This window comes from Legionella nigrisilvae (genome assembly GCF_977063395.2).
Genome location: NZ_CDRUGZ020000042.1, coordinates 48,014 through 70,612 on the forward strand (window position 1 = coordinate 48,014; position 22,599 = coordinate 70,612).

Consider the following 22,599-nt stretch of genomic DNA (forward strand, 5'->3'; position numbering starts at 1 on the left):
GTGTTGAGTTCAAGTTTGATTTGTAAAGGAAAGCAAACAGCGAAGCTGTTTGCTCAGTTACTTAGAGAGGGTGCGCAGATACTGGATGAAATAAGATGATCCTTTAGTAGTGCATTGAAGATTTGAATCTCTTTCGGGGAAACTTCCTCTTTGTTCGCTAATTCTAACATCTGTGCTAATTCTTCACTTTCGAAGTTGGTGATTAAAGGAAGACTACTTAAATTTTCAATCACCTCTTTTTGATTCAATATATTATTGGGCTTACCCATTGTTTGAAGGTTCGCGGCACTTAACATATCTGCTTGTTGTAAATGTTTCATGAAATGGTATGCTCCGACCCCTAACTTGCTTATCTCGAATAAATCATTATCAGGTTTGATGAGTGATGCATTGTGGAATAACAAAATATTTTTCGCAAAAACATTAGCATTTTGTGGATTTTTCTCAATCAGCTCAAAATAGGTACACAAGGGATAATGTTCAGATACAAGTTTTATAGCCCCTTCATAAATTTTAGTGATATATTGTTCTTGTCTTAAAAAAATATCAACTGCATTTGAGTAATAGCTCTCATTCTCAAGCATTAAATTAAGTAGATCCAGTATGGTGCTCATATGTTTGGCGGTAATCGAACTGGCACCAAGCCTCTCTACAAGACTTTCAACATTGTATGCATGTTCTTGAAGATTAATGAGTAATCTTGAAATTTCAAGTGATTGCTCTGGGTAATTAAGCAACAATTTAAAAGTAGCTAAATCAAGTTGGCCTTGATGGTGAAGTTCACGTGCACTTTGAGCTATATTTAAATCAAATCGCGCAGCATCAAATAAACAGACCAATGAAATCGTTTGAGGATCAATCTCTAGTTCCTTTATTAATCCTAACAAATTGACCGCTCCACCGACACTGCTAATATTCTTGGAAATGATATCTGAAAGCTTATCAGTCATCGAAACGTTAGTTTGTTTAAACATCTTGAATAAAGAAATGAGACGATTACCATAGTTAGGATAGTCTGAAAGAAGTCTGAGCATTCCCTCATCAGGTTCCAAATTTAACCTTCTCAAACGGCTAACAAAATCGTTAACCGGCTCCTCCGCTTTTGCAGCATCATTTAGAGCTCTGAGCATTGTTTGAGTGCTTCTATTTCCCACTGGTCCGGGCTCTTGGCAATTAGTAGTATCAGCCATAACTGTCCTTAAATTGTTCTCTAAGGACAAAATATATCACATAACAGCAGTATTAAGCAAAAAAAATTTCATCTGCTTATAAATGGGGCTTGTTGCTGAACTGGTGTTTTTGAATCAGTTCAATGAATTCAGCTAAATGAATATCTAGACTTGGATCTTCAGTAATTAAAGTCAGCATTTTTTCTAACTCAGTTTTATCGAATTCTTCAAATAAGGGAAGACTGCCAAATAGTTCAATCACTTCCGGATTGGTTAAAATAGGATGATTATATTGGCAAATTTTTTTATAGTTTTCCACATCTAACATATTTGCCTGCTGCAAATGAGTCAAAAAATGAAACTCCCCAATTCCTAATTTGCTTGCTATTAATACATCTTCAGTTTTTCGATAATCAATTATTGACCCATGATTTAATAACAAAATAATATTTGCAAAAATATTGGCGTTTTTAGGGAACTTCTCAACAACCTCGAAATAACTTGGTGCAAGTTTATCTTCCGCAGCAAGTTTTTTAGCACCTTCATAAATTTTATGTACATATTCTTGTTGTCTTAAAAGAATATCGAAACATTCAAAATAATAGAGATTTTTATTTAACAGCATCGTTAGGAGTTCAATCACTGTACTTATATTCTCTACTGAAAATTGATCAAGCTTTTCAATTATTTTATCAGTAGAGTATGCGTGTTTTTGAAAATTAACGATTAAATCAGCAATTAATAAAGATTGTTCCGGATAAAGGAACATCAGATTCAAACTCGCAGAATTAAGTGAATTATGAGTTTTAAGTATTTGCATCCCTTGTTTTAGGGTGGTTTCAGATTTTGCACTCGCCAATAAACGTTCTATTGATATAAATGCGAGATCAATCTTTTCTGCGTGCATAAATTCTAATAAGTCAACCAGCGCTCCTGCCTGAGCGACATTACTTGCTATCGCCCTATGCAGCGAATCATTCAATACAATCTTATATTTTTTTAAGACATTGAATAAAGAAGTAAGACGATTCACGTATTGGGGATTCTCTTCAAGAGTTTTCATCATTCGATCATCAGGTTCTAGACCTAAACTAATAAGGCGAGTATTAATTTTATTTTTTATCCCACCTTGATTGAACTTAAGATATGCCATTTTCCGCCCTCGCCCTTACTATCCTGTTGTGTGTCATCTTTTCTCAAACAAAAGACTCAATTATATGTCATTAAAAAAGAGCCATCTAGCCACAAATATTAACAAAGAAAAGAAATTTAAAATACAGTAAATAATAAAAATACAATCCATCTTTTCTTCACTACGACTGTATTATTAATTATACCTCCAAATGATTAATTTGTTTTCAATGAAATCACTTAATAGTCACTTAATATTTTTTTTGTATAATCCCCTCTATTAGGTAAATTGTGACCTACATCCACTAATAAACTCACAATGACCTAACCTAAATAAAGTTAAAAAGCATTCTTAAGGGGAGAATCATATGGGCGCAGAAAGTAAAATTGTTGAAAAACAAATTGAAGATCTTAAAGATTACACCGATACCGTTGCAGCTGTTCACTTATTAAAAGAAGTTGTTACTAATGGGGCAGTAGTTACAGTAGGTCAGGCGGAAAAACTTATTGATATAGAAAACTCAAAGAAAGAGCCTAAAATTGGTAATGTCGTGAAAGCGATTTTAGCACAGGCAGGGAAACCAGGTGAGTCAAAAAGTCATTGGGTCGAAAAAGAAGACCGTAAGCCACATCTCATTGCCGCAATTACTATCGGTGGTGCTATTTACACTGTTGATATGACCTATGATGGAATTCAAGATGACAAACAAGAATATACTGTTAAGATCACCAGTAAATTAAAAGCTGAAGTGAGCCGAGGAAAATTATTTTTTGATCCAGCTCAGACCGCAACGGTTAAATTGATTTATGACAAAGAAGGTGATCTTCATGCGGTCACTAAGAAAGGGTTATCTGTAGAAACCAAATCTTTCATTCCACATGCTTATCAAACAGAAATATTAGCTAAATTTTACAACAGTCTGAAAATAGGGAAAGAACAACGACTTGCAGTGATGGGAACCGGTTCAGGTAAGAGTATCGTTATGGCTGGTATTGCTCAAGCTGTTGGACGCACCGTTATGATTGTTCCTGATAAAACCTTGGTTGATCAACAATCACTTGAAACTCAAAAGATGCTTGGTGCTGGTGTTATCAATGGTAATAAGCATACTCCTACCGTGTTTACTTTTGATACCCTAAAACGAAATGTTGACGTTGACTGGGATCAGCCGTTGACTGAGCTTGATATCCAAGCCATCAAAGAATATTTTGCCACTGTGATTGCAGATACTTCTGAGGAGCATTTTGATCAAATCGTTTTACAAGCTGAGCATCCTTTGTTCAAAATTATTGCTGGTGAAATAAAAGATTCCATGGTTTTAATCGATGAAAGCCATCGTCATACATTTAATGATGAAGACGCTCAAATTTTAAAAGGATTAAAGGATCGAAATTCAATTCTGGCATTAACAGCTACACCCACTTCCAAATTGTATGATCTTTTCTCGGGTGAACCTCTAGATGATTTAAGTCTTGGGGCAGCAATTGAGTTAGGAACAATTCGTCCCATTCAACCAGAAATAGCATATCTGGCAGAGAAAGATTTAGTTACTGAAGCTGTAAGCCATTACTTTGATGATTATTATCTTAAAGAAGGAATGAATGGTTATACGGATCCTGTTGAATTAAAAGAAAAGATAAAGGAAGCACATACTGATATTGAAGATTCTAAAGCTCAAGAAATGGCCATTGAGCAAGCGTTGGAATTGAATCGTATTCGTTGTCAACGCAATATGGCTTTCTCCGATGACAAAGCGACTCGTGAGAAATTAGCTGAAATTTATCAAAATATTGCAAAGGGAGATGGCCCCACGATTGAACAATTCCAAGCTAAAGTTGCTGAATTAAGACGAACTTCTGAAATTGAAGCAAAATTGCAATTGGCTAAAAAGTTCAATGCCGGAGTGGAGAAGACAACAATAGAACAAGAAGTTCCAGTACGCCCAGTAGATTTAAAAAGGGATATCGATAAAGAACAGCAAAAAGATATTCAAAGAACAATAAATAGCTACGCGCTTGCACTTGTCTTTAATGAAAAACCTAATGATCTTGCTGAAAAGGACCGAACTCATAAACTGGAAGAATATATAAAAGACTGGGATCAGCATATCGCAAAATATAAGATAAGAAATGGCGAGATTCATGAGATGTTTTTGTCTAAGCTGAAAGATTGTGAAGGGAAAAGCAGAATAAAATTAAATGAAGCATTGACGAAGTTGGGAGCCCCCATTTCCAAATTGCCTGCAGAGCAAAAAGATGCCATTGTCAAGTTGATTTTGGATAGAGCAGAAGAAATGGTTAGCAGCATCAAAGCCTCAAAACCTATATCTGATATTGTAACCAAAGCTGCTCCAGTTGACTTAAAAGCTTTAAAAGCGACTGAAAGTTATGCCAGTGCAATTGATATGGGGACACAGCAATCAACAATTGATGATCAACTTGCTCAAATTGAAGTAGGCCTTAGGACACAGATTGTAGCGGATCCGGTCATTGCAACCGGAGTTAGTATCAAAGATATCTTAAACGTGCAAATTATCAACACTTATTCGCCGGTAATTGAATCAGATATTAATGTGATTAACGGAATACTTTCAGGTCCGCAGGCAACTGGTCGTTGTGTACGAAATAAAGATGTTTTAGCTCGTGCTCAACAATACATTGATAAACGATATGAAGGTAAAGGTTTAATTCTTACTGTAGAAGAGATTATTGATCCTAAAGAATCGGCAGCAAAAACAAGAGCAGTAATGTTGAACCGAGAAAAACAGGCACAATTAGAAGAAAAAGCTATTATTAGCCTTCAAAGTGTAATACGAAGCTATCAAACTTCTAGTCTGTTTAAACAATATCAACCGTTACCCCAGGAGATTGAGAGACAGAAGAAGAACTTGGAGTTGGCTGAGGGACGATTAAATGATTTGAAAAAGACCTTAGACATAAAAGAAAAAGTAAAAGACAAACTCGAGCAATTAGCTAAGTCTGTAGACGAATTATCGATTCTCCCAGGAAGAAAATTAGGACAAAATCTTCCAACGGAATTTGCTAGAAATCCCTTCTACTATCTTCAGTGGGTGAGAGAATCACTTTTGCGACCAGCAATGGGAATAGGTGCAAGTGACACGAAGGGAGCACTCGAAGAAATAGCACAAAACATCTCAATCATAGAAAAGGACATTGAACTGCTAAAGGTTGAGAATACTAAACTTGAAAAAGTAATCCAAGAAGGAAGCACAACATTGGAAAAAATGCAAAAAAATGCAACAAAACTGGAAGAGCAACTTGGAATAAAACAAGAACTAACTCTCTAAATTTGAGATAAGTGTTCTTTTACCTAGATTAAACCTCCGCCTCGGCGGAGGTTTTTTTATATTCATAGATTAAAACTCCGTATAACTCCATCCCATATATTCATGGCCAGAACGAATTAATTGATTATTGTCCTTTAGTATTCCTAGCAAAGCGCCACAACACATGATCAGTACGTACCGCAGATTCGTGCAACGCATCCTTCGGACTCAGAAGACCTGCAAACATTGCCTCTAAGACTTCATCGTTTATACCGCGAATCTGATTTTGTGGCCCAAAGCGAGGTAATGTTTTTTCCAAAACCTCCCCTGTTAAATCAGTACGTGCCATTAATAAGGTAGGATGAGTACTGCTTTGCAAAATATCCGCATAAATTCCTTGTAAGCCTATAGGAAGATAACCAGTTTGCTCATGCCATCGCTTCTGTATTTCAGGTTTTGCAATAAACGCAAAAAATTGCGCTATTCCCTTATAATGAGTCTCCGATTGACCCGCTACTGCCCATAACGCAGCTCCTCCGGCAACATTTGCGTGCCTCACCTGACTTACTGAGGTATCCAAAGGCATACTAGCAATGCCTAAATGAAACGGTACCAAGGCAGATAAACTGTTATAAGCACCCGATGATTGGCTAAATAAGGGGCAAACCCCACTAGTAAATAAAATGGTGGCATCATCAACTCTGCCTGCATATCTGAAATAATGCAGTGTGTACCAACGCTGCAAACGTTCAAAATGACGGACCAATTGTGGTGTTACATAAACGGCGCGAACCGGATTATCCTGAGTCAAAGGTAATCCATGAATCGCCAAAAACGATTCAAAAAGCACCCAGCCTGGATAGGCTGTAGTATAAGTACAATCATAACCTGCTTTTTTTAACTTTTTTGCCAGCACTTCCATTTCACCCCAGGTGCGCGGAAAATTAGCCTGGGAATAACCAACTTTGGCAAGGACATCCAGGTTGTAATACAAAGTTGCAACGGAGAGGTTAAAAGGCAAAGCCATCAAGTGCCCATTTTTACTATAAAACTCACGAATAGACGGAATAAAGTCCTCTTTGGGCAAGGTTATTCCTTGTTCCTGCATAAGTTCATCTACCGGTTTGATTACCCCCTCTGGTGACTCCATAATGGCAGTACCCACTTCAAAAATTTGTACTATCGCAGGCGGGTGATGTGCTCTAAATGCAGCAGCAAAACTCGTTAATGTTTCTACATAATTGCCCTTATAAACCGGTTTAATAGTGTATTGACTTTGACTGTGATTAAATTCATCAGCCAAAAATCTCACTTCTTCCCCTAAATGCCCAGCCATTCCATGCCAAAACATTAACTCTACCCGTTTTGCCTGGACTGAGAAGGTAGAAAAGATAATGAATAAATAAAGAAGTATTTTTTTCATGCGAGTAAGTCGGGATAATCACTAAAGACCGCATCGACGCCCCAGCCAAATAATTTATTAGCCAAACGTCTGCGGTTCACCGTATAAGCACAAAGAATATAGCCCGCAGCTTTGATTGCTTTTACCCGCTGCTCGGTTAACACTCTTCGATTAAAATGAATGGAAAAACATTCCAATTGCTTTGCTTTTTGTTGCCATTGCTCATCCCATTCATGAAGTAGCAAACCTAAAGGCATTTCTGGTGCAATACTGCGGCATAATACAAGGGCATCCCAAGAAAAACTGGAAACTAAAGGTAACTCTTTATCTTGGGGCCAATACCGTTGGATATGACTCATCACCGCTACAGCTGTTTGTTCTTCTGCACCCGGATAAGGTTTGATTTCCACATTTGCCTGTACACCTGCAAAAGATAACCATTTCAAAACTTCTTTAAAATGAGGAATAGATTCCCCTTTAAATTGCCGCGAAAACCATGAACCTGCATCCAAAGATTGCAAATAACTCGCTTCAACCAAGCCCACTTCGCCACGTCCGTTCGTGGTTCTTTTTAAATTATCGTCATGAATTACAAAAGGCTCTCCATCGGCGCTACACATTACATCAAACTCAATGAAGCGACATCCTAAAGTCAAAGCTTTATCAAATGAAGCCAAAGTATTTTCAGGAGCATAAGCCGAAGCTCCTCGATGCCCAATAATTTTTTCAACAACCAACAATTAATTCCCCTTGTGTAAATACGAGTTTTTATACAAGCAGCCAGCTATTAATTACCTACCCCTTGTTACCATCATCCCTGTTATTAAACATTCTTGTTATTAATATCCTACATTTTGCCATAATAGGGCTTGCCCCATGGGATTCAATGTATGACAAGCCACTCTGGTCGTTGTTTATTGCTTCCTATTTGAGGCAACCTCAACCACTGCAGTTAATATTAACTCATTACTGACAGTTAATGCAGGTGCTGAAGCGGCTGACTCGCCTACCATCATCGTATTCATCGTCTTAGCTTGATAAGGCCGTGGTTGAGATGGATTGTTTCCTTCAATAAAATCCAAACTACTAAGGCTATAATTTTGCCCTGGGTAAGCTTTATTAATCCGCGCAAGCTCATCATTCACCTGTTGATACAATCGTTCGCGAACCTGACTTAAAACAGCCTGTGTTTCATCAAAGCTTGGTTTAAAATCGACACTGCCTATCTCATATTTTGCCCCAGGTAAACTCACGTCTTTGGCATTTTTATAAATATCAGTTAACACGCTTTGATTAACTCGTGCTTGTGCTTGAACATATAACTTCTCGAGACCAGAGTTGTCCTGGGATCGATCGAATTCAGTCAAATGCCACTCGCCTTTTGCAATTTTATTCAAGCGGTCCATAATATCAGTTCGTGCTTTCACCAAATCAGCATTGGTTAGGGTTACATTAATATTGACGCCTAATAATGCAGTTTGAGTTGTAACCCACTGCTTTGCTGAAAGTTGAAAATCAATTTTGTCCAGAACCAATTGAGGTCGTGGAATAGGTGGCGGTATAATCTCTGCAGCAAAAGCAAACGGTGTAACTAGCATTAAAATCAGCATTTTCACAAACACTTGGCGCATAACACTCTCCAGTCTGATGAATTAATAAATAAGTGTATACCAGCATACCTAAAGACACCAAATTATTAACTGTACCATTGATTTAATCAAAAAATAGGAATATAACTTCTGCAAAATATTTGCAAGAGGAGCAAAAGCAATGATTTCTGTGGACAATATATCAAATACTAACCAAATGATAGCCGATGATGATTTCCTCGATTACGCCCTCTCTCATGGTTTTGGTGACTTACATTTTAAAGTAGATCCCATAACTGGAATGAAAGCAATAATCGCCATTCATAATACAAAATTGGGACCTGCTTTAGGAGGTTGCCGTTTTATCGAGTATCCGAATACTTACGCTGCGATTCAAGATGCAATGCGCCTTGCTCGAGGAATGAGTTTTAAAGCAGCGTCCGTGAACTTGCCATTAGGTGGTGGTAAATCAGTGATTATAAAACCTAAAGGTCCATTTGATCGAGCTCAGTACATGCATCAATTTGGTCGATTTGTTCACGAATTAAATGGCCGTTACATTACTGCTCTGGATAGTGGAACTGAATTGCCGGATATGGATATTATTGCAGAACATACTCCTTATGTAGCGAGCTTATCTAAGTATGATGGCGACCCATCTCCTTCTACGGCTCAAGGTATTCTACGGGGTATCCAAGCAGCAGTTGCCTTCAAACTAGGGAAGGAAAGTCTAAACGGAATTCATGTAGCCATCCAAGGCTTGGGACATGTCGGATTTATATTGGCCCGACATTTATATGAATTAGGAGCTACCCTAACTGTGGCTGATGTCTCTGCAGCCGCAGTCGATCGCGCGGTTACTGAGTTGGGTGCTAAAGCTGTAAGTACGGATCAAATTCACAAAGTTCCTTGTGATGTTTTTGCTCCTTGTGCATTAGGTGCGATTATCAACGACATCACTATTTCTCAATTGCAAACTACAATTATTGCAGGTGCAGCAAATAACCAGCTCGCTCATACCTATCATGGTAAAAAATTACATGATAAAGGTATTTTATTTGCAGTAGACTATGTCATTAATGCGGGAGGGTTAATTTTTGCTGCATCTAAATATCTTCATACTCCCGAAGAACAAATTAACCAACAGATTGATGCGATTTATACCCATCTAACTGAAATCTTCACTCTGTCGGTTAAAGAAAATCTACCCACCAGCGAAATTGCAGATAATTTGGCAAAAGAAAAATTATCTTAAAAAGAACGAATGATATGAAACACTTAAGCCTAACTCCTGAACTTTATGAATACATGCTGGATAAATCTTTGCGTGAGCACCCTTCCTTAACGGGTCTACGCAAAGTGACATCCACCATGGAACTTGCAAACATGCAAGTTGCGCCGGAACAAGCACAGTTTATGCAATTTCTTTTGCGTTTAGTCCGCGCCAAAAATGTTTTGGAGTTAGGAACCTTTACTGGTTATAGTGCTTTGGCCATGTCTTTAATGCTTCCTGAGGATGGTAAACTGATTACCTGTGACATCAGTGCAGAATGGACGAGCAAGGCACATCCTTTTTGGAAAGAAGCGAAACAGGATCATAAAATTGAATTACGACTGGGTCGAGCATTAGATACATTACATGCTTTAATTGCCGAAGGTTGGGAGCAAAAATTCGATTTTATTTTTATAGACGCCGACAAAACCAATTACGTGAATTATTATGAACTGGCATTAAAACTCATTCAGCCTCAGGGAATAATTGCTATTGATAATATATTCTGGGATGGTAAGGTAATCGATGAAAATGAAACGGGTGGACAAACCAGAGAAATCAGAAAACTTAATGAATTACTTAAAAATGATCAACGTGTTTTTATTAGTTTGTTACCTATAGCTGATGGATTATTTTTAGTACAGCCATCTTAAGACATAACGTTAGCCCTTATGATGTACACCGCAACCAGGTTTTCAAAAATTCCTGGGTTCGCAGTGTCACCTAGGCAAACGATTCTTGTTTTTCCCGTCTCATAGGAAAGGATTTTTTAAGTACCGAATACTTTTAAAGGAGTAATAACAATGCAATCAAACAACAACCCTTGTGGATTAGATGGTTTTGCCTTCCTAGAATTTTCAGGTCCAGATAAAAAACGCCTGCATCAACAATTCACTGATATGGGTTTCCAAGCTACTGCCCACCATATAAACCAAGACATCACATTATTTCAACAAGGTGAGATTCAATTTATAGTGAATGCTGCCACGAATTGCCAAGCTGAAACACACAGCAACACTCATGGAGCCGGTGCATGCGCCATGGGATTTAAAGTAAAAAATGCTAAAGCAGCTTTTGAATATGCTCTACAACATGGAGCGATAGTTTTTGAAGATTGCGCACATGCACATCATGGCTTACTTGGTATTCAAGCCATCGGGGGGAGTGTGATTTATTTTGTTGATGATCAACATCAACCCTTCTCTGGCCACTGGGAACATCAAGCGAATAAACAATTAGAGGGTAATGGCTTGGTGATGATTGATCATCTAACCCATAATGTATTCCGAGGCAATATGGATAAATGGGCTCAATTTTATGAATCCATTTTTAACTTCCAGGAAATTCGTTATTTTAATATTAAAGGAAAAATGACTGGCTTATTAAGTCGAGCTTTAGGTAGTCCTTGTGGAAAAATCAAAATTCCTTTAAATGAATCTAAAGATGATTTTTCACAAATTGAAGAATTTCTTCACGAATACAAAGGCGAAGGCATTCAACATATCGCATTAACCACTGAGAATATTTACGAGACGGTACATTCATTACGAGAACAAGGTGTTAAATTCCTTGATGTTCCCGACACCTATTATGAAATGTTGCATGATCGTCTCCCTTGGCATCACGAACCCGTCAAACAACTTCAAGAAGAAAAAATTCTGATCGATGGTGAACACGATCCGAAACATGGATTATTACTGCAAATCTTCACCGAAAATATCTTTGGTCCAGTATTTTTTGAAATTATTCATCGCAAAGGAAATCAGGGATTTGGTGAAGGTAATTTCCAGGCACTATTCGAGGCCATTGAACGTGATCAAATCCGACGTGGTACTTTAAAAGAATCTGTGTAAAGAATACATCTGGTTAACCAAGCGCCACTATCATTCGTGACCTTGTCATCCCCGCGTAGGCGGGGATCCAATTCTAATTGGACGCCAAAGGCATTCAGCGATGGATTCCCGCCTACGCGGGATGACAAAATTCATAACTTAATGAAGTGATGCTAAACGGAAACCCAGGGTTTTCAAAATTCGTTTACACTCTGCTTCATCCAGTATATAAATGAGGAGCTTATGAAACTTGCCAGTTTAAAATCAAAATCATCACGAGACGGTGAGCTATGTGTCGTCAATCAAGCAATGACTCTTGCACGACCTGTGCCCCAAATAGCACCCAACTTACAAAATGCTCTCGATCATTGGGATGCAGTAAAAGAACAGTTAGAGTATGTTTACCAACAACTTAATGAAGGCTATTTGGAAAACACCTTCGATTTTGATCCACAACAATGTACCTCTCCCTTACCACGTGCTTATCAATGGGCTGATGGCAGTGCCTATGTGAACCATGTCGAACTTGTACGCAAGGCTCGGGGTGCAGTATTACCAGAGAATTTCTGGACTGATCCATTGATGTATCAGGGAGGTTCTGATTCATTTCTGGGACCTAGAGATCCCATATCAGTTGCGGATGAGGCATTTGGTATCGACTTTGAAGCAGAAGTTGCAGTTATTACAGATGATGTTCCCATGGGTATAAGCCATAAAAATGCAGGACAGCACATTAAACTATTAATGCTCGTCAACGATGTTTCATTACGTAATTTGATACCGGATGAATTGGCAAAAGGTTTTGGTTTTTTCCATTCCAAACCTTCGAGCAGTTTTTCTCCCGTAGCGATTACTCCCGATGAACTAGGTACGGATTGGGATGGACAACGTGTGCATTTACCTTTATTGAGTCATCTGAACGGCCAATTGTTTGGTCAACCCAATGCTGGAATTGATATGACATTTTCTTTTCCAGAACTGATTCAACATGCAGCAAAAACCAGAGTACTCAGTGCCGGGACTATTATTGGTTCAGGGACTGTTTCTAATCTCGACCGCAGTAAAGGTTCTTCTTGTATTGCCGAAAGACGGATGTTGGAAATTATAGAAAAGGGCCAAGCAAAAACTTCTTTTATGCGTTTTGGAGATAGAATTCGTATTGAAATGTTCGATAAACACGGTAAAAGCTTGTTTGGAGCCATTGATCAAGTTGTTAAACAGGTAATAAGCCATGAAACTTTATGATTATTTTCGCTCCACAGCATGTTATCGGGTGCGTATTGCTCTGAACCTAAAGAATATCACTTATGAAAAAATTAACATTCATTTAGTGAATCATGGTGGTGAGCAGCATAGTGCTGAATATAGAGAGGTAAATCCGCAAGAATTAGTACCTAGTTTAGAAATTAACGGCCAGGTTATAAGCCAATCACTTGCGATCATAGACTATCTGGAGGAGATGTATCCTAACCCCGCATTATTACCTCAAAATTCTTTCGATAGAGCGACCCTAAGATCTCTTGCCTTAATCGTAGCCTGTGATATGCACCCACTAAATAATTTAAGAGTATTAAATCGATTAAAAGAGCAGTTTCAAGCAAATGAACCACAAGTTACAGAATGGTACCACCACTGGCTTAAAGCAGGATTTGATGCCTTTGAAGCGAAGTTATTGAATATCAAACGGAGCCAGCCCTTTTGTTTTGGCGATGGAGTAACTTTGGCCGATCTTTGTCTTATCCCTCAAGTCTATAATGCCAACCGCTTTCATTTTGCAATGGATAACTATCCTCTTATTAATGAAATCAATGCTCATTGTCTAACTCTAGAGCCATTTAGGAAAGCAGTTCCGGAATAAGTGCTGTTACCCGGATTTAAATCTGCAACCGTTGTTGGCAACGTCATATGGCGTTGCCTTAGTACAGTTTTAAGTAGGGAATAACATTCCAACACGTTATTTCAATGAGGGCTCACCTGGATGCTCCTCTTCAGCCATATCCTGTGTTGTCAATTTATTGGTGTCCGATTTAAAGAATCGCAGTTTGGAACACCTTTTTTCAATTTCTATTTGTTTGCCAAATTCCTGGCCCAATATTTGAGTAAAGTATTCTTCTTCTTGCAGACTAGTAGCTAATTGTTCATCTAATTTATTGACTGTTTCGGGATTATACTCTTGAGCAAGTGCTATGGACTCAAGTTGATCGGCTATATCCCTCTGTGTTGGATTAACAATAGAAGCTAATACCGCTGATAAAGTAGCATTATATTCGCCTAGTTTAGCCAAAATGCGAATTTGCAAATTTGCATCATCATAATAATGTATTACATCGTTTAGTTTTTTTATATTTTCTTTTAATAATTGAACTTTTCTATGAGGCAGATAAACCTCAGAACTTTGTAATTGATTCAGTTCGTTTTCATTTTTAAGGAAACGGGAATCCTCAAATATTGTTTCTTGTTTTTGTTGCATATTTGATCCTTTACAAAAAATATTAGCTTTAAAAAAGGGGAATTTTCAGGTTTTTTAATGACATTATCAACTAAAATTTTTATAAAATGAAAAATAAATAGGCTTACAGGCAGATATTTATCTTCTATTAGAACCAAACTTTACTTAATTCTACAGTTACAACACCCTGAGGTGTTTTTTCAAGCATACTCCATACCGTTTTACATCGTTGTAAATAACCAACCAAGTAATTTTTATTACTGCATTTATAACGCACGGGCATTTGGTCGTAAATCATATCCGACTTAATCGCGCGACACTGCTCTCCATTGGTTAACTCGATTCCCCAAGGATAAGTGCGAGACATATCTAATGTTTTGTGTTGCTCATTATTCAAAGGCACTTTAACTTTAATCTGCACACTGTCTCCATTCCAGGGAGAGCGAGGGCATAAAGCTTCAGTCCTATTCGGACCTGCTTTAACGAAGCACGGATCATATGTTTTACCCCCTGCAATACAACGCCAGGCATCTTCACGAATGATTAATTGAGATTGAGAGTAACATTCACCTAAAAGCTCTTTTTTCACCTGAGGAACTACCTGCTCTGATACCTCACCATAAGGTCTATATAATTTTAATACGGTATCTTTTGCTGAAACAACAAAGGAACACAAAAACAACGAGATGCATAATACTTTTCGCAACATAATGGTGCCTCAACGATAATTGAAACAGGTTAATTTTTGCCTTAGGAATAACGTACTGGAATGAGAAAATCAATAGGTTTTAGCACTAAGATAGTAGAAATGCGAATAACCCCAGTGTATCATCTCATTTTTAGTTAAAGGTATCTATACTCATGGGTTCCCAATTACGATTTTGGCATATCCAGACTCGTTAACCCAACTAATTCTTCAATAGGTTAAGCTTGATGTAATGCTACATCTGCGCTTTATCCCAATCAGCGTATGCAGACGGATAGAATTTAAAAAGTACTTTAAACATACCTTATTACCATGCACGAATATATAGAGTGAGGAGTTAAAAATGACCGAAGTTTTTACCATAAAACAATGTTTGGATGGTGAAATCAAAATTGATGAACACGTTACCGTTAGAGGTTGGGTAAAGACCCGGCGTGATTCAAAAACAGGATTGTCTTTTATTAGCCTGCATGATGGTTCCTGTTTTGCTCCCATTCAAATCGTAGCTACCGATGGTTTAGCAAATTATCATGAAGAAGTCACGAAACTCAACGCTGGCTGTTCTTTGATTGCATCAGGAAAGCTGGTTGCCTCCCAAGGGAAAGGCCAATCATTTGAAATTCAAGCTGACTTTATAAAAGTCGTGGGTTGGGTTGAAAATCCAGATACTTATCCTATTCAGGCAAAACGTCATACGCTGGAATTTCTACGAGAGGTAGCTCATCTTCGTCCTCGTACAAATACAATTAGCGCTGTTACTCGAATCCGTCATTGTTTATCGCAAGCCATTCATCGTTTTTTCCACGAACAAGGTTTCTTCTGGATCCACACCCCTATAATTACTTCTAGTGATTGTGAGGGCGCGGGTGAAATGTTTCGTGTATCCACCTTAGATCTTTTGAATGTACCTAAAAATGAATTCGGCCAAATTGACTTTAACAAAGATTTCTTTGGTAAAGAGACTTTTCTTACCGTTTCTGGGCAACTCAACTTAGAGGCATATTGTATGGCTATGTCAAAAGTATACACTTTTGGCCCAACATTTCGTGCTGAAAACTCAAATACCAGTCGCCATCTCGCTGAATTCTGGATGATTGAACCTGAAATCGCTTTTGCTACCTTGAAAGATATTTGTGATTTAAGCCAACGAATGTTGCGCTATTTATGCAAAGCGGTCTTGGAAGAACGTATGGATGATATGGAATTTTTCAACCAATTTGTTGCTCCAGGATGTATCGAACGTTTAGAGCATATTGCAGATTCAGATTTTGAAGTCATGACCTATACTAATGCGATTAAAATTTTGGAACAATGCGGCCAAAAATTTGAATTCCCTGTAAGTTGGGGCTTGGATTTACAATCAGAGCATGAGCGTTATTTAGCAGAAGTTCATTGTAAAAAACCAGTAATTCTGACTAATTATCCCCAAGAAATTAAAGGTTTTTATATGCGCCTCAATGATGATGGAAAAACCGTCGCTGCTATGGACGTTTTAGCACCTGGAATCGGTGAAATTATCGGGGGAAGTCAACGCGAAGAACGTCTCGATGTTCTAGATAGACGAATCGAAGAATGCAATCTAAGTAAAGAGAATTATCAATGGTATCGAGATCTTCGCCGATACGGTACTGTGCCGCATGCAGGATTTGGTTTAGGTTTTGAGCGTTTGGTAAGCTATGTCACCGGTTTAGCCAACGTACGAGATGTAATTCCTTTCCCTCGTACACCAGGACACGCGGATTATTAAGAGAAAACTTACGTTATCATGGGTGAAACGCCTGCCCCAGGAATCCTTAAAAACCCAGGGTTACGACCTACCGTAACCCTGGGTTTCCTAATCGAGCTAAAATCTTACTCACATAGGGGTTTAACAATTATCCGATAGTTGTTTATGGTGAAGTGGGCTTTGGCTCGAATGGTTCTTCATCCATAATTTGTAGTCCCTGAACAATAAACGGCGGGATCTGAGGTTTCAATCTTTTATATTTGTTTTGGGGTGATAAAAATGGATAAGAGGGTGTTGTGACGCCGGTATCAATCAGATCATATTTCTTGGCGTCCTTTTTAGCACCTTCAAGAAAATTCTTAAAATTAACTGAGGTAGCTTCCTTAGTAGTACTCTCGGCAGTTTCACTGACATTGACTGCTTTTTTCTTAAACATCCTTGTTAACTCCTCTGTTTGTTGATAATCCTTATCTGAAACAGTACTAAGACTAGGTCAGTACTTTCTTTAACCTTCTAATAACATCCCCTCTCCTAGCACTAGAACTCTATCCATTTGTCTTGCTAATTGCTGATCATGAGTCACAATCACCAAAGCAGTGTTTCTTTTTCGATTCAACTCCAGCATTAACTCAAATACTTTCGTTGCAGTAGTTTGATCCAGGTTTCCTGTAGGCTCATCAGCCAGGACACAATAAGGTTGGTGCACCAAGGCTCGAGCTATTGCAACCCTTTGCCGTTCTCCTCCAGAAAGCTGTGCAGGCTTATGTGTTTTTCTTTCTTTAAGGCCAACGTCATCGAGCATTTTACTCGCTTCTGCCTCTGCATCCTTTACTGAAACATTTCCTAACAATAGCGGCATGGAAACATTTTCAAGTGCGGTAAACTCCGGTAACAAATGATGAAATTGATATATAAATCCCAAACCTTGATTACGTAATTTACAACGCTGTTTTTCATTTATCTTTTGCCAATTGGTACCCTTTATCCATACATCGCCACTTGTGGGTTTATCCAGCCCACCCAATAAATGCAATAAAGTGCTTTTACCGGAGCCTGAAGGACCAATAATTGCCAAACGTTCGCCCTTACCTATAGATAAGTCTATCCCGCGTAATACATTCACTTTCGAAGCGCCGTCGTTATAGGACTTACATAATTTATTAGCATTTAAAATAATATCACTCATAATGCAAAGCCTCCGCAATCACTGTTTTTGAGGCGCGCCATGCAGGATAAATTGTTGCAAAAAAGCTCATTAATAATGCCATAACGCAAACTTTCCATAGATCGCTCAATAGAATTTTAGAAGGCAAATAATCAACAAAATAAATACTGGATGATAAGGCTTTAAAATGAAACCAGGATTGCAGATGATTCACTATTGTAGTTGCATTCTTTGCCAATATTAATCCACCGACCAAACCAAAAATTGTGCCTACAATTCCCACCATCATTCCTTGAACAATAAATGTCCATAGTATTGTGGAAGGAGTTGCACCAATGGTTCTTAAAATCGCGATCTCTGCTTGTTTGTCATTAACAACCATTACCAAAGAAGAGACCAAATTAAACGCAGCTACTGCGATAATCAGCAATAAAATCATAAACATCATCGTTTTTTCCATTTTAACTGCCTGGAAAAATGCTCCATATTGCTGTGTCCAATTACCTACTTGATATTCTTCACCTAACAAATGGGATAATCGAGAAGTTAATTCAGGTGCTTGATAGACATTCGCTATTTTCATTTTGATTCCAGTTACTTCATCGCCCATTTGCAATAACTTTTGGGCATCTCCCATATTGATGAATGCCAGTTTTGTATCAAAATTAAATCCACTTCCTGCAGAAAAAACCCCTACTACAGTGAATCGTTTAAAACGAGGAATCATTCCAGCGGGAGTTACAGTTGCTTGGGGAATCATGACTGTTACCTTATCTCCAATCATCGTTCCCATATTATCTGCAAGCCCTTTACCCAGAATAATACCAAAATCCTTTAAATTACTTAGATTTCCGGCCAATAGTTTTTTTTGTAAATGGCTCATCGTTTCTTCTTTTTCAGGCAACACACCTGTTAGAACAATAGGATAAACCTGTCCCTCATGAACCATTAATCCTTGCCCACCTACATAGGGTGCAAGTGCCTTGATTTCCGGAACCGTTTGAATTTTTTTAGCTACTTCGGGCCAATCACTAAGACGTTCATTGGGTCCAGAAACCGTAATCTCAGGAGCCATTCCAAAAAATCGATTATGTATTTGTTGGTCAAACCCATTCATTACCGATAAGACGGTAATGAGAACCATAACGCCTATGCCAATACCTAGCATTGAACTCAGCGAAATAAAGGAGACAAAATGATTCTTCTTTCTTGACCGCGTATAGCGTAACCCCATAAAAAGGGCTAATGGTTTATACATGTTTGCTTTTATTTTGGTTAAAGTCTTATTGTAGAGAAAAAATCATCCAAGCGATATACCTTATGCAGAGTTCTGTTATTTATTATTTCTTCATCAGTTAACTCACATAGTTATCCACAGAATTTGTGGATATTTAGTCAGAGGCGCCGAATAGAATTGATTTCAATAATAAGTCACTGATTAAGGGATTAATAATAGTATTGTTTCAGTTCCGCAGTATTAGTGGTTTTACACAATGATCATGTAATCAATCATTTAGAATTCTTAAGTTTTAGCCCTCAACCAGGAAGATAAACAAATTGACTGAAATGATGAAGATGTGCACAATGGCAAAATATTGTTCTCTTGTAGAAGTAACAATTGTTTCTCCATAGCAGGTATAACTTGAGTCTTTTCAGAGCCTTATCTTATATATAAGTAACTCGTGATAAAAAATTTAATATTTTAATGAGGGAACATTATGGCCTCATCAGAAAGGAACGTAAAAAAAATCCTTTTTAGCGATAAGATTACTGCTTTAGTTAATAAACCCGACGTGCATTTTGATGAAATTGATGCTTTGTTAAGTGAAGAACTTAGCTTAACTGCATCCGGAGGAGCTCTTGATCAGCTCACTGATTTCCTTCATCTTGTGTCCTTCATTAAAACCAAACGTTTTTCTAATCCGATCTGGGCTCTACGGGTGTTTACGGATAAAAATACGAATCTGGAAACGCGAATAGCTCTGGTCAAAGCGATAAGGCTCGCCCCGGAGCAAGAGGATAAAATTTATGATCTCCTTTGTTTTCTAGCACAAGAAAACAAGCTTGTTCGTTATACCGCACTTAGCCACGTTACTCCGGTCCGTTTTGCTATGGATAAAGGGGATTCTGATTCCCTATATATAGAAGAATACAGTGAATGGTATTTGATTTTTGATGTATTTGGGCTTTGTAAAAGTCTTCCTCATCACTTAATCCCATTACTCGCAGAATTATTAATAGAGACAAATCTTTCAGTGGAGGCTATTTTATCCCTCAGCACTTTTTTTAAATTCATCAACAAACTGGGTCTCGTACAAAGAGAAATAATACAATCCATGTTGCCCCAACTAAGATATAAAAGCAGCATAGAAACTCTTCAATCCCTTCTGAGCTATTTACGGGATCATGATTTGTTAAATCCTCATATTTTAGAACCCACCTTGTCTTTATTACATCATTCAAACGCGCTTAAAAATTTTTTTGCTATCTATCTTAAAGAATTACAATGCTTAGATTCATATCAAGAAACATTAAAAAATCTAAATCTATATTGCCAGTTGTCTGTTCATGATAAAGACAGTTATGATGATGAAGTACCTACAAATACCCCCTTACATCAAGCCATTATTGAACGTAATCCATCGAAGCTGCAACAGGCATTGCATTTAGCCAATTCAAAATTTCTTTTAGCGACTTCTTATGACAATACAGCTCTGTTATTAGCATGTAAACTGGCAGATAAAGAAGCAGCAAGACATATATTGAGTAAAATGCATGAATTAGGTTGCACCGTAAACCACGCGGATGCGCAAGGAATGACCGCACTTCATTGGGCAAGATTTTATCATTTTGATGATTTAAGTAGGGAGCTTATTGCAGCTGGTGCAAAACAAGACCTAAAAACAGCCAATGGAAAAAAAAGTGACTATTTTGCAAAACATCAATTTACTCTCAACGATTTCAAAATAGAAGGTCGTGAAATCATTGAAGATTTTTTCAAATTAACGAATCATGATTTGACTGATATCGCCTTTCACGCAGATAAAATTGCTTTAAATTTAAAACTAACAACCCCAAAAAAATTGATGTCTTTATATCAACAGGATGAAGGAGCCAAGATTCGCTCATCCAATCGTTTTTATTTATTTTTTAGAACCTTTCGTCCTCGATTAATTGAATGGTTAGACCAGCAAAGAGAACTGGAATTTCAGTCCGAACAAGCAGCAATTGCCCAGGCATCGACTCCAAATAGCAACCTAGGTAGATGAGTCCGATTTCTTTAAGTTAAGAGAGTGTTCAAAGGATCCAATAAAAACCCACATTGAGAAACGAAATCTTTCGCAAAGATGGCAATTATCTTTACATATTAAATTTCAGTCAGGCAATAAGGTTAAATGTTTAACTTAGCCTCGAGAAAGAATATTCGGTTGTATTATCTTAATAAAGTACCTTATCCTATATAACTAATCTGTAAACCTGTTATCAGGTAAGGTAATTTGTATGAATCCTAGCTCTTGGTATTTTCCTTCGCTCATTGCTTTATTTCTTTATGGTGCCTGGGGATATTGGGGTACCAGAGCATCAAATTTTATTAATCCTTTATCGATCACTTTTTATTCAAGCATTGGCGTTTTAATTTCAGGCATCATCGCATTGATATTACTTGATTTTAAATTGGATCTTTGTCCCAAAGGAAGCACCTATGGCTTATTGAATGGTTTAGCGAGTGGTATTGCCTGCATTTTTTTCATTTTGGCACTACGTAATGGACCTACGATGCCAGTCGTACTCGTCACCTCTATGTATCCTATGATCACGCTACTACTTAGCGTTGTATTTCTTAAACAAGGATTAACATTAAAACATGGATTGGGTATGGTCTTTGCGATTCTGGCTTTAGTCTTGTTCGCTTCAGAATGATTGGTGATTGGTGCCCAGGGCCGGAATCGAACCGGCATGGAGTTTCCTCCGAGGGATTTTAAGTCCCTTGCGTCTACCTGTTTCGCCACCTGGGCAAATTGATTTTGGAGGCTGAGGCCGGAATCGAACCGGCGTCCACGGCTTTGCAGGCCGCTGCATGACCACTCTGCCACACAGCCTCATTGATACTTCTAATACTTCTTCAAGCTCTAAAAAAAAAGCGACTTTTGTGTCGCTTTAATTTGGAGCGGGAAACGAGACTCGAACTCGCGACCCCAACCTTGGCAAGGTTGTGCTCTACCAACTGAGCTATTCCCGCGTCTCTACGGGGTGTGATTCTACCGAAATTTAACACCCTGTCAATAATAAAGTTAATTTTTTTTCGTTAATTCGGGCCATGCAATTGCCAAGTAAATAATCATCGACCAAATCGTTAAAATTGCTGCCACATACAGCAGGACAAAACCAAAAATTCCGCCCCAAGTATCTAAAGAATTGAATGCCAATAATAAAATCAAAGCGACCATTTGCAGAAAAGTTTTTATCTTTCCCACATATCCAACCGTAACACTTGCACGTCGGCCGATTTCCGCCATCCACTCGCGTAACGCAGAAATAACAATTTCACGCCCAACAATTACAATCGCCGGGATAGTAATATAATTAATCTCTTTAGCTCCGACTAACAACAATAAACTTGTAGAAACGAGTAACTTGTCAGCGACAGGATCAAGAAAAGCACCAAAAGGAGACATCATTTTGAGCTTACGTGCCAAATATCCATCCAACCAATCAGTAAAGCTTGCTGCACCAAAAATGCATGCTGCCAGCATATGTGCGAAAGAAAACGGTAAATAAAATACAATAACAAATACTGGAATCAAAACAATGCGCAGTAAAGTTAATAAATTTGGCAAACTGGTTAATGTACTCAACGCTTGATACTCCC

General features: G+C 38.0%; 20 protein-coding genes and 3 tRNA genes. 9 read left to right on the forward strand and 14 right to left on the reverse strand.

Annotated features, from left to right (window positions below; genetic code table 11):
- Positions 1-53 precede the first annotated feature (53 nt).
- On the reverse strand, positions 54-1,190 hold the full coding sequence (locus ACWTE2_RS28710; RefSeq protein WP_454785425.1) for a hypothetical protein: 1,137 nt from the start codon (positions 1,188-1,190) through the stop codon (positions 54-56).
- A 76-nt stretch (positions 1,191-1,266) separates the two neighbouring features.
- Positions 1,267-2,322, reverse strand: a complete 1,056-nt coding sequence (locus tag ACWTE2_RS28715) for a hypothetical protein (protein WP_454785426.1) — start codon at positions 2,320-2,322, stop codon at positions 1,267-1,269.
- A gap of 346 nt (positions 2,323-2,668) precedes the next feature.
- Here ACWTE2_RS28715 and ACWTE2_RS28720 point away from each other — a divergent pair, with 346 nt between their 5' ends.
- Complete coding sequence (locus ACWTE2_RS28720; protein ID WP_454785427.1) at positions 2,669-5,608, forward strand: DEAD/DEAH box helicase family protein; 2,940 nt, start codon at positions 2,669-2,671, stop codon at positions 5,606-5,608.
- Between the two features lie 124 nt (positions 5,609-5,732).
- On the opposite strand, the gene ACWTE2_RS28725 is transcribed toward ACWTE2_RS28720, so the two are convergent.
- From ACWTE2_RS28725 to ACWTE2_RS28735, 3 genes are all read right to left on the reverse strand, one after another.
- Positions 5,733-7,010 carry an extracellular solute-binding protein gene (locus tag ACWTE2_RS28725; protein WP_454785428.1) on the reverse strand — a complete coding sequence of 426 codons (1,278 nt, stop codon included), beginning with the start codon at positions 7,008-7,010 and terminating at the stop codon, positions 5,733-5,735.
- Complete coding sequence (gene ugpQ / locus ACWTE2_RS28730; RefSeq protein ID WP_182393593.1) at positions 7,007-7,726, reverse strand: glycerophosphodiester phosphodiesterase; 720 nt, start codon at positions 7,724-7,726, stop codon at positions 7,007-7,009. Before ugpQ ends, ACWTE2_RS28725 begins: the two co-directional genes overlap by 4 nt.
- A gap of 177 nt (positions 7,727-7,903) precedes the next feature.
- On the reverse strand, positions 7,904-8,620 hold the full coding sequence (locus ACWTE2_RS28735; RefSeq protein ID WP_182392691.1) for a hypothetical protein: 717 nt from the start codon (positions 8,618-8,620) through the stop codon (positions 7,904-7,906).
- A gap of 139 nt (positions 8,621-8,759) precedes the next feature.
- Between ACWTE2_RS28735 and ACWTE2_RS28740 the strand changes: the two genes are divergently transcribed.
- From ACWTE2_RS28740 to maiA, 5 genes are all read left to right on the forward strand, one after another.
- Positions 8,760-9,833, forward strand: coding sequence for a Leu/Phe/Val dehydrogenase (locus tag ACWTE2_RS28740; protein WP_454785429.1), 1,074 nt, complete (start codon positions 8,760-8,762; stop codon positions 9,831-9,833).
- A gap of 14 nt (positions 9,834-9,847) precedes the next feature.
- Positions 9,848-10,504 (forward strand): class I SAM-dependent methyltransferase, encoded by a 657-nt coding sequence (locus ACWTE2_RS28745; protein ID WP_182392689.1) that lies wholly within the window; start codon positions 9,848-9,850, stop codon positions 10,502-10,504.
- Positions 10,505-10,654: 150 nt separating this feature from the next.
- Positions 10,655-11,704, forward strand: coding sequence for a 4-hydroxyphenylpyruvate dioxygenase (gene hppD / locus ACWTE2_RS28750; protein ID WP_454785430.1), 1,050 nt, complete (start codon positions 10,655-10,657; stop codon positions 11,702-11,704).
- Between the two features lie 222 nt (positions 11,705-11,926).
- Positions 11,927-12,928 carry a fumarylacetoacetate hydrolase family protein gene (locus ACWTE2_RS28755; RefSeq protein ID WP_454785431.1) on the forward strand — a complete coding sequence of 334 codons (1,002 nt, stop codon included), beginning with the start codon at positions 11,927-11,929 and terminating at the stop codon, positions 12,926-12,928.
- Complete coding sequence (gene maiA, locus ACWTE2_RS28760; protein ID WP_454785432.1) at positions 12,915-13,541, forward strand: maleylacetoacetate isomerase; 627 nt, start codon at positions 12,915-12,917, stop codon at positions 13,539-13,541. The genes ACWTE2_RS28755 and maiA overlap by 14 nt, the downstream gene beginning before the upstream one ends.
- 96 nt (positions 13,542-13,637) lie before the next feature.
- Here the strand turns inward: maiA and ACWTE2_RS28765 are convergent, their stop codons facing one another.
- A complete protein-coding gene (locus ACWTE2_RS28765) occupies positions 13,638-14,153 on the reverse strand; it encodes a hypothetical protein (RefSeq protein ID WP_454785433.1) in 516 nt (171 codons plus the stop codon).
- A gap of 127 nt (positions 14,154-14,280) precedes the next feature.
- Positions 14,281-14,841 (reverse strand): hypothetical protein, encoded by a 561-nt coding sequence (locus tag ACWTE2_RS28770; protein WP_454785434.1) that lies wholly within the window; start codon positions 14,839-14,841, stop codon positions 14,281-14,283.
- Between the two features lie 340 nt (positions 14,842-15,181).
- On the opposite strand from ACWTE2_RS28770, the gene asnS reads away from it, so the two are divergent.
- Positions 15,182-16,585, forward strand: a complete 1,404-nt coding sequence (gene asnS, locus ACWTE2_RS28775; protein ID WP_454785435.1) for an asparagine--tRNA ligase — start codon at positions 15,182-15,184, stop codon at positions 16,583-16,585.
- A gap of 142 nt (positions 16,586-16,727) precedes the next feature.
- Here the strand turns inward: asnS and ACWTE2_RS28780 are convergent, their stop codons facing one another.
- The 3 genes from ACWTE2_RS28780 to ACWTE2_RS28790 form a co-directional block, all read right to left on the reverse strand.
- Positions 16,728-17,000 carry a hypothetical protein gene (locus ACWTE2_RS28780; RefSeq protein ID WP_454785436.1) on the reverse strand — a complete coding sequence of 91 codons (273 nt, stop codon included), beginning with the start codon at positions 16,998-17,000 and terminating at the stop codon, positions 16,728-16,730.
- A gap of 69 nt (positions 17,001-17,069) precedes the next feature.
- Positions 17,070-17,750, reverse strand: a complete 681-nt coding sequence (lolD, locus tag ACWTE2_RS28785) for a lipoprotein-releasing ABC transporter ATP-binding protein LolD (protein WP_182392681.1) — start codon at positions 17,748-17,750, stop codon at positions 17,070-17,072.
- Entirely contained in the window at positions 17,743-18,987 is a 1,245-nt protein-coding gene (locus ACWTE2_RS28790) for a lipoprotein-releasing ABC transporter permease subunit (RefSeq protein WP_182392680.1), read from the reverse strand. The genes lolD and ACWTE2_RS28790 overlap by 8 nt, the downstream gene beginning before the upstream one ends.
- 460 nt (positions 18,988-19,447) lie before the next feature.
- On the opposite strand from ACWTE2_RS28790, the gene ankQ reads away from it, so the two are divergent.
- Positions 19,448-20,998, forward strand: a complete 1,551-nt coding sequence (gene ankQ / locus ACWTE2_RS28795; RefSeq protein ID WP_454785437.1) for a Dot/Icm T4SS effector AnkQ/LegA10 — start codon at positions 19,448-19,450, stop codon at positions 20,996-20,998.
- A 232-nt stretch (positions 20,999-21,230) separates the two neighbouring features.
- The gene (locus tag ACWTE2_RS28800) at positions 21,231-21,650 is read left to right on the forward strand and encodes an EamA family transporter (protein ID WP_454785438.1); all 420 of its coding nucleotides are present in this window, start codon (positions 21,231-21,233) and stop codon (positions 21,648-21,650) included.
- A gap of 8 nt (positions 21,651-21,658) precedes the next feature.
- Here the strand turns inward: ACWTE2_RS28800 and ACWTE2_RS28805 are convergent.
- The 4 genes from ACWTE2_RS28805 to pgsA form a co-directional block, all read right to left on the reverse strand.
- Positions 21,659-21,745, reverse strand: a tRNA-Leu gene (locus ACWTE2_RS28805).
- A 10-nt stretch (positions 21,746-21,755) separates the two neighbouring features.
- Positions 21,756-21,829, reverse strand: a tRNA-Cys gene (locus ACWTE2_RS28810).
- 64 nt (positions 21,830-21,893) lie between these two features.
- A tRNA-Gly gene (locus tag ACWTE2_RS28815) sits at positions 21,894-21,969 on the reverse strand.
- Between the two features lie 52 nt (positions 21,970-22,021).
- A complete protein-coding gene (pgsA, locus tag ACWTE2_RS28820; protein WP_182392677.1) occupies positions 22,022-22,585 on the reverse strand; it encodes a CDP-diacylglycerol--glycerol-3-phosphate 3-phosphatidyltransferase in 564 nt (187 codons plus the stop codon).
- Positions 22,586-22,599: the final 14 nt, after the last annotated feature.